We start from the raw sequence: 8,049 nt of genomic DNA on the forward strand, positions 1-8,049 counted from the left end.
CCGTCAGCCCTTGGCGATGATCTTGGAGTAGTACGGGGCGGGCGCCACGGTTGCGCGGATTTCGCGCACGACGTGGTTTTCGACCGTTGGGCGCTGCGAGCCGGGCTCACCCCAGAGCACCGTCACTTCGGTGCCCGGGACGCTGTGCTCGATCTCCACCAGTGCCAGGGACAGGACTTTCCTGGTGTGCACGGAGAACCCGGTCCAGTGGGACAGCCCGATCTGCCGCCCGCCGCGCCGGACGCTGTCCGCGGGGAAGGTCGCATAGCCGGCGTAGGGGTAGTCCAGGTACTTCGCGGGCGGTTCCTCGAACAGGCTCGCGCGGTGCACCGCCACGACGTCGTCGACGTCGAACTCGAGCGTGACCTTCTTGCGGCGCGGGGACTTCAGCGCCTCGTGCAGGTATTCGCTGCCGGTGAACGAGCGGCCCGGGTCGATCAGCTTGCCGTACCCGATCTCGACGGCGTCGACGTAGTAGTCCTCGATGTTCTCGACCTCATAGCTGCCGCCGAGCGAGCCCATTCCCTCCATCGTCATGACCCGAAGCCATTCGCGGTAGCCCTTGGTGCCGTCACCGGTGTAGATCGCCGGCAGCGGGAACGGGTACCAGCCGGACTCGATGGGCAGGTTGTACATCACGACGCCGCCGACCTGGACCAGCCCGTGGTTCGGACCGGCTTCGACGAGCGCGTCCCGCACCCGCTCGAAGTCGGCCCACGGCCCGGAGAGCTCGAACCCCGCTTGGCCGGCCATGCCGTGCCGCAGGGCCCGAACGGCGACACCGCGAATGGTCATCTCGCCGATCCGGAAGAACTCGATCTCCGGCATGTCCCCGTCGACGACCTCCGCCATCAGCGCCGGCGCGGTCGGCCCCTGGACCTGCAGGGCGTAGAACCGCCGGTCGTCGCGCCGGAACATCGAGTTCTCGTCGCGCTGCACCTCGACGTCCCAGCCGCCCGACTCCGCGTGGTACTGCACCCAGTTGGAGACCGGCTGGGCCCCGACGAGCCGGTAGAGGTCCTCCTCGAGCCGCATGACGATGCCGTCGGTGACGTGCCGTCCGTTGGGCGCGGCGCAGACGAGCTGCTTCGCGGAGCCGACCGGGAAGCCGGCGAACCGGTTCACCCCGACCTGCCGCAGCAGGTCGAGCACCCCGCTACCGCGGAGGAAAGATCCGTCTGGTGGTGGGACATGTCGATCAGTGCGCAGCTCGAGTGCCACGCCTCCTGCTCGTCCCGCCAGTTCGCGACCTCCCGCGGGATCCGCGGGAAGGCGAACGGGCCGGTCGCGGAGGTGCGCAGCATCGTCAGCGGGTCGCCGGCCTTCCGGATGGCGTCGGCCAGGCTGAAGGAGTTCGTGGGGGCGGACATATCGTTCTCCCGAGTGGGTGAGGGCATGAGCTTCAGCGGGGACCGAGTGCCTGGCAGACAGCCGAGAACGCTTGTGACGTCCGGTCCGGGGGACGCTAGCGGCGGGTCGTTAGCCGGGGAGAAATGCGCGGGAGGCGGGGGCCCGAACGCCGTGACCCCGCCTGTTAACCGCGGTTGCCGCCTCCGATGCCGGACTTCATCGTCGTCCTGACGCGCCCGCGGACCGACGGAGGACCAGCGATGACCGGAACGACGCTCGCGGGCACGGCGTTCGGCGAGATCACCGACACCGTGGCCTCGGCCGCCCCGACGCCCGGCGGCGGCGCCGTCGCGGGGCTGACGGCCGCGCTGGCCGCCGGTTTGACGGCGATGGTCGCCCGCTACTCAACCGCGGCCGGTGCCCTCGACACCGCCGCTGTGGCGGCCCGGGCGGACGAGCTGCGCCGCGCCGCGCAGCGGCTCGCGGACGACGATGTCTCTGCGTACCAGGCATACCTCGACCTCGTGAAGCCGCCCGACGCGACGGCCCGAAAGGCGGCGATCCGGACAGCGCTGGACGCCGCGGCGGACATCCCACTCGCCCTCGCCGCGGTCGCCGCCGAAGTGGCCGAGCTGGGCGAGCTGCTCGTCGAGGACGGCAACCCCCGGCTCCGGCCGGACGCCCTCACGGCGGTTCAGCTCGCCAGCGCCGTCGCAGCCTCCGCGGCCGCGCTGGTCGGCGCCAACCTCCGTGCCCGGCGCGACGACCCGCGTCCCGCACGGGCCGCCGGACTGGCCGCCGCCGCGCACGCCGCCGCGGCGCGCGTGATCGAAGCCGCCGCCTCGACGCGCGCATGAGCGCGGACCGCTGTTCGGGCCTGGCCTGGCTCGACGGTCTCACCGGGTACGAGCGCACCGGCCGGTTGACCCCCCCGTCGACGGCCGTGACCACGGCGTTGGTGCACGCTCTTCGCGATCCGCAGCGGGGAATGTGGACCGGATGCCCAGCTTTTCGCGGGTTCCGCCTGGCCTCCGCCATTTCTGCGGGACCGGGTTGACCTCGACGTGTCCCGCCGCGAGGGCCCACCGGTAGAACTGATTCCCCGCGGCCAGCTCCCGGTTCCAGGTCGACCCCGCCACCTGCGGCCCAGCGCTGTCGTGCCGACGCCAATGCAGATATGCCAGGTGATCAGCTTCCTTTGCCTGAACCCACCCGGTCCGTCCTCGTGGCCACGACAGGAAGGCCAGAAACGCCGCCAGATCGCGCGCGTACCCGTGCTGCATCCTTGAAGCCAGCGACCGCATCCGCGCGCTCGCGAAAATGCCGTTCAACCGGACGTCGTACCCAATCGAACTTGATTTCTCCGCGCGCGGCCCTCTCGTGCTTGACCTGTTCGGGCTCTCGGGGGTGTACTTGGCCTGGGTGATGGATCCCGCCTGGCCGACTGGGCCGAACCGCCTCTGACGGGGCTGATGGCTTCCTGGTGCACACGTGTGACGACCACCCGTGCCAGGAGGACGCAGATGAACACCAAGAGTTCGGGACGGGCCTTTCGCCTTTCGATCTTCATCGGCGACGGTGACCTCTGGCACCACAAACCGCTTGCCACCGAGATCGTCCAGCGCGCCCACGACGCCGGGCTCGCCGGCGCGACCGTGATCCGAGGCATCGAGGGCTACGGGGCCACCTCACGCATCCACGCCCAGCACGCGTTCCGGCTCGGCGACGACCTCCCCGTGCTGATCACGATCGCCGACACCGAAGAGCGGATCAGGGCCTTCCTGCCACAACTGGATGACCTCGACATGAGCGGATTGGCGACCCTCGACGAGGTCGAGGAGATCCGCTACACCGCGCCAGAAAGACCACACACCCACTGGTGGCAGCACCGCGCGTAGTCCGGACCGGACCAGGACACCAGCCAGTCCTCGATACGAGCACCCGGACAGGAGGCGCAACCAATGCAGCTCAGCGGAAAGGCGTTGCGTGCCTTGATTTTCCTCGGTGAGGACGACACCTGGCATCACCAGCTGCTGTACCACGAGATCGTGAAACGCGCCCACAAAGCCGGCCTGGCCGGCGCGACGGTGCTGCACGGATGCGAAGGCTTCGGCACGACCTCGCTGATCCACACCGACGAGATCCTGAGCCTCACGGAGGACCTCCCCATCGTCGTGATCATCATCGATGCCGAAGACAAGATCCGCGCGTTCCTGCCCGAGCTCGACGAGCTCATCACCGACGGCACCGTGCTCGTCGACGAGGTCGAGGTACTACGCCGGTAGAGCAGCAGAGCTCTCGGGCCCCGGCGTGCGGCCGGAAGCCTCCGTTTGTGCCGGGCTGTCCGACCCTGCACAATGCTGATCACGTGGTGCGGGGAGGAACCGCCGGCGGTCGCCGGCCATCAGAGCACGGCGCGAGACCGAACACGCAGCAGTACGCACAGGCCCATCCCGGAACCTGGCCCTACCAGCAGCAGGGCTGGGACCCGACCCAGCCTTACGGCGGCGGCCCGCCGAGGAACAAGACCGGACTGTGGATCGGCATCGCCGTGGCCGCGGTGGTGGTGGTCGTGGTCGTCGTCGCGCTCGGCTTCACCGGGTTATCGCGCCGGGCTTCTTCCTGAGCAAGGACTCCTCGAACACCACGGCGCAAACGCGGAACCCCTCGCCGTTACAGACCTCGCGGCCCACGTCAGCACCGTCGGAGCCGGGACTGCCCACCAACGAGCCCGCGGTCCCCAGCACCACCACAACTCTCTACGCGCACCTCGGCGGTTCGCAATCCAGGAAAGACATCAGCGGCTCGGTGGGCGCCACCGACAGCTACGGCAAGTGGTGCGTCGAGGGCCTTGGCGTGGTGGACTACTGACCGTCACGCGACCTGTCGAGGCCGGTTCGCGTCCCGGGCGGCTCGCCGCCGCGCAGGCTTGGCCGCAGTTATCTCCGGGGCGCCGAACGGCCTGTCCTCGGGCGGGTCGACCCGGCAGCGTCGAGGGCATGAAGCCGTCTTTCAAACTGCGCCCGCTGCCGGCCTGCGAGCCGCCCGCGCGCTTGTACGCCGATCCTCGAACGTTGTTGCTCGACCTCGCGATCGCCGAGTACACCGTCCTGGAGGCCCGCGAGCCCGACGACGCCGCGGACCTGGCCCGCGAACAGGCGGCCATCCGCAGAATGGCGCACCTGCCGGTTGCCGATGCCGCCGGCGGTTTTGTGGCACTGGGAGAGCCGAGCCGTTTCTGGACGTTTCGGCCTCGCACACCAGGCGTGGTGGCCGGTACCGTGCTGATGGTGCCGACGTGGCGTCTGCGGGATTTCCACGACGACGATCTGGACCGCGCCATCCAGCTCTGGGACCAGGACCGGCAGGCGGACGATGTGCCTCCGGTGTTTCCGGTCTCGGAGGTCATGGCTGCAACCCGGACCGGCGTTGTCGTCGTGGCGGTGGTCGGAAATGACCTGGTGGGGATGGCGGTCGCGCAGGCACAGGGGGAGCGGGCCTGGATCACGGGAGTGTCGCTCGCCCGGCGGTGGCGCAACCGGGGGATCGGCAGCTCCCTGATCGGCGAGCTCGAGCGGCGGCTGAGGGAGCAGGGGATACGTCGGATCAGTGCGCTGCTACCGCCCGGCGCGACGGGAACCGCGGCCCTGGAAAACTCCGGCTATGCGGCTCGCCCCGGGTTGGTCTTCTACGAAAAGATCGAGCATCTCGGCGCCAGCGACGCGGGTCTGCTCGCGGAGCTCGGCGGGCGGGTTCTGCCGCGGGGACTGTGGACCGATCTCGCCGGGATGGAGCGGGAGAAGGAAACCATCGAGCGGCGGATCGTGCTGCCGCTGGCCGAGCCCGTGGTGGCGGACCGCTACGGCGTGGTGCCGCCGAAGGCCGTCATCCTCTTCGGGCCGCCCGGCACGGGCAAGACCAGCTTCGCCAAAGCGGTCGCCTCCCGGCTGGAGTGGCCGTTCGTGGAGCTGTTCCCCTCCAGGCTGGCGTCGTCGGGAGCCGGAGGCTTGGCCACCTCGCTGCGTGACACGTTTGCCGACTTGGCGGAGCTCGAGACCGTTGTGCTGTTCATCGACGAAGTCGAGGAAATTGCCGGCGTCCGGTCCGGGCTGGCCGTCGATCCCGGCCACGGAGTCACCAATGAGCTGCTCAAACTGATCCCGGGCTTCCGCGACCACGACGATCGCCTGCTGATCTGCGCCACCAACTCCGTCCGCTCGCTCGATCCGGCGTTCCTGCGCCCGGGCCGGTTCGACTACGTTCTCCCCGTCGGCCCGCCGGACCCGGAGGCCCGGGCGGCGATCTGGCGGCGGTACCTCGGCCCCGCCGTGGGAGGTGTCGATCTGGAGCGGCTCGTGGCGGCGAGCGAGATGTTCACCCCCGCCGACATCGAGTTCGCCGCTCGCAAAGGTGCCCAGGCCGCGTTCGAACTCGATGTCGTCCACGGCCGCGGCGCCCCCGCCGGCACCGAGGAGTACCTTGCCGCCATCGCCGACACCCGGCCCACCCTCACCGAACAGGCCCTGGCCGAGTTCCGGGAGGACATCTCCCGATACGTGCGGATGTGATCGGCGCATGCTCCGGCCGTCGCCGTGCCGAACTCGGCCGAAACGCGGCGAGCACTGCGGGGAACCTCTCGACTGAGGGCCGGGTTGCCGCTAGCGCTGGGGCATGAGAGGTGTGAAGTCGCGGGCGGCGACGAACGGGGGACGCGGGGAGGCGGCGGCATACGGTTCCCGCAAGGTGTTCTCCACGCTGTTGAAGACCACGAACACATTGGAACGCGGGTAGGGGGTGATGTTGTTCGCGGAGCCGTGCATGAGGTTGGCGTCGAACCACAGCGCGTGCCCGGCAGGACCGGTGAACTGGTCGATCCCGTGGGCCGCCGCCAGCCGCGCGATCGTGGTCTCGTCCGGCACGCCGACCTCCTGTTCCTTGAGCGAATCCCGGTAGTGGTCCCCGGGGGTGGCGCCTGCGCACTGCGCGAACGTCCGGTGGGAACCGGGCATCACCATGAGACCACCGTTGAAGGGGTGGTTGTCCGTCAGCGCCAGTGACAGGCTGACCGCGCGAGGAAGGGGCATGCCGTCTTCTGCGTGCCAGGTCTCGAAGTCGGAGTGCCAGTAGAAACCCTTGCCGCGGAAGCCGGGCATGCAGTTGATCCGGCTCTGGTGCACGTACACTTCCGAGCCGAGCAGTTGCCGCGCCCTGTCCAGCACCCGGGGATCGCGCACCAACCGCGCGATGAGCGGGCTCGAGCGGTGGACTTCGAAGATCGACCGCACCGCCCCGGAAGCCTTCTCCCGCACCACCCGTTCGTCTTCGGCCAGTGTCTCGTCGGTGCACAGCCGATCCAGCTCGGCGCGCAGCAGGTCCAGCTCCTCTTCGGTGACCGCGGACGGGACGATCGAATATCCCTTTTCGGCGTGCGAGGCCAGTTGGGCCGGGGTGAACGGCTCCCGCAGCCGACCCGGCCACACCGCAGGCACCTCCCGGGGCAGCAGCGCTGGTTCGCCGATGATCCGCGTCGGATATCTGTCGTCGGTCGTGGTGCCGGTCATCGCCATCCGAGATCCTTCCATTCCGAGGCGGGGCGAGTACCCCGAACGCGAGCGGAATCCACATTAACGTGAAAATTCCGGCGATCGGCAGCGAATGCGGCCGTCTGGGTTCGATCACCGGACCGTGAGGTATCGCGTGTGCTCACCCGGCTCGCCACGGCATTCCGTCCCGAAACGGACCTGGTGGAGCTCCTGGCCGATCGACGATTTCGCGGCAGCCACCCCTACATGCTCGCGGAACTCGGGAAACCGGCCCGGGTCGTGACCTCGTTCGCGAAGCCTTCTTGGCCGACGGTGCTCGCGGCGGCTCGGGCCGCGGATCGATTTCGGCTGCCGCGTGCTCACGGTGAAAAGTTCGTCGTGAAAAGCCGCGAGAGCTGCCGCGGACGCACGAGAGAATGTTCCCTTCGGGATCCGCCGCCACCAGGTCCGTGATTTTCCGATTCACTTGCGCACGACGGGGCGCGTCGTGGCGTCCGGAAGCGCCGCGACCGCAGGCAACGCCGACCGCACAGACAGTGCCGCGCTTCGCGAGCGCCGCCGCCGCGTGACCGGGCAGCCGAACTGAGGCGCCCCGGGCGAGCCGGCGAAGTCCTGGTACCAGCGGTAGTGACGGGACGGTCTTGGTTGCCAGGCAGGGTCGTGGATGGCACATCGCCGAATCGTCGTTCGGCTGGTCAACCCCGGGTTCCCAGTGGCGGGTCGCCTTGATCCACGACACCGGCCCCTCTCTGCGGTTCTCCAAAGTGCACGTGAACTGCCGGGAAGAGGTCAACCTATTACCCGACAACAGCTGCGGCGCGCAGCGTCATGGTGGCTGGGCAGGTTGTGGGAGCAGGGCTGGTGGCCACGGCGGAGGTCACCGCGGTACAGGCTCTGACGGGAGCGCAGCGGCTGGCCGAACGGCTCGCCGCCGGGGGACCCCACGCGCGATGCTCGTGAGACCGCGGCCCTGGCCGAAGATCGGCTCGGCTCTGGGATGAGCAATCAGGGGGCGCAGGACTGGCACCGGCGCAAGATCCCGGCCAGCAAAAGCACGTGCTGCCGTCGACGGGCATGGTCGACCCGGTGGAGGTGGCCACGGCCGCACCCGAGGGGGACACGAAGGACAGCGAGTACTCCGCGCCGAAGAGGTTCG

9 protein-coding genes are annotated in these 8,049 nt (G+C 69.3%); 5 read left to right on the plus strand and 4 right to left on the minus strand.

Annotated features, from left to right (window positions below; translation table 11 throughout):
* Positions 1 to 3: 3 nt before the first annotated feature.
* Together ACWEOE_RS40355 and ACWEOE_RS40360 are read right to left on the minus strand one after the other, a co-directional pair.
* Positions 4 to 1,152, minus strand: coding sequence for an aminomethyl transferase family protein (locus ACWEOE_RS40355; RefSeq protein WP_452018825.1), 1,149 nt, complete (start codon positions 1,150 to 1,152; stop codon positions 4 to 6).
* Positions 1,122 to 1,370, minus strand: a complete 249-nt coding sequence (locus ACWEOE_RS40360) for a hypothetical protein (protein ID WP_452018827.1) — start codon at positions 1,368 to 1,370, stop codon at positions 1,122 to 1,124. Before ACWEOE_RS40360 ends, ACWEOE_RS40355 begins: the two co-directional genes overlap by 31 nt.
* Positions 1,371 to 1,610: 240 nt before the next feature.
* Here ACWEOE_RS40360 and ACWEOE_RS40365 point away from each other — a divergent pair, with 240 nt between their 5' ends.
* A complete protein-coding gene (locus ACWEOE_RS40365) occupies positions 1,611 to 2,207 on the plus strand; it encodes a cyclodeaminase/cyclohydrolase family protein (protein ID WP_452018829.1) in 597 nt (198 codons plus the stop codon).
* 39 nt (positions 2,208 to 2,246) lie between these two features.
* Here the strand turns inward: ACWEOE_RS40365 and ACWEOE_RS40370 are convergent, their stop codons facing one another.
* Positions 2,247 to 2,654, minus strand: coding sequence for a site-specific integrase (locus tag ACWEOE_RS40370; protein WP_452018843.1), 408 nt, complete (start codon positions 2,652 to 2,654; stop codon positions 2,247 to 2,249).
* Positions 2,655 to 2,873: 219 nt separating this feature from the next.
* On the opposite strand from ACWEOE_RS40370, the gene ACWEOE_RS40375 reads away from it, so the two are divergent.
* The 4 genes from ACWEOE_RS40375 (at position 2,874) to ACWEOE_RS40390 (ending at position 5,918) form a co-directional block, all read left to right on the plus strand.
* Positions 2,874 to 3,248: a DUF190 domain-containing protein gene (locus ACWEOE_RS40375; RefSeq protein WP_452018831.1), complete on the plus strand. Its 375-nt coding sequence runs from the start codon at positions 2,874 to 2,876 to the stop codon at positions 3,246 to 3,248.
* A 63-nt stretch (positions 3,249 to 3,311) separates the two neighbouring features.
* Entirely contained in the window at positions 3,312 to 3,635 is a 324-nt protein-coding gene (locus tag ACWEOE_RS40380) for a DUF190 domain-containing protein (RefSeq protein WP_452018833.1), read from the plus strand.
* Positions 3,636 to 3,718: 83 nt separating this feature from the next.
* Positions 3,719 to 3,976, plus strand: a complete 258-nt coding sequence (locus ACWEOE_RS40385) for a hypothetical protein (RefSeq protein WP_452018835.1) — start codon at positions 3,719 to 3,721, stop codon at positions 3,974 to 3,976.
* Between the two features lie 373 nt (positions 3,977 to 4,349).
* Positions 4,350 to 5,918 (plus strand): ATP-binding protein, encoded by a 1,569-nt coding sequence (locus tag ACWEOE_RS40390; protein ID WP_452018837.1) that lies wholly within the window; start codon positions 4,350 to 4,352, stop codon positions 5,916 to 5,918.
* A gap of 90 nt (positions 5,919 to 6,008) precedes the next feature.
* On the opposite strand, the gene thpD is transcribed toward ACWEOE_RS40390, so the two are convergent.
* Positions 6,009 to 6,917 carry an ectoine hydroxylase gene (gene thpD / locus ACWEOE_RS40395; RefSeq protein WP_452018839.1) on the minus strand — a complete coding sequence of 303 codons (909 nt, stop codon included), beginning with the start codon at positions 6,915 to 6,917 and terminating at the stop codon, positions 6,009 to 6,011.
* Between the last annotated feature and the right edge of the window lie 1,132 nt (positions 6,918 to 8,049).

This window comes from Amycolatopsis sp. NPDC004368 (assembly GCF_053602515.1).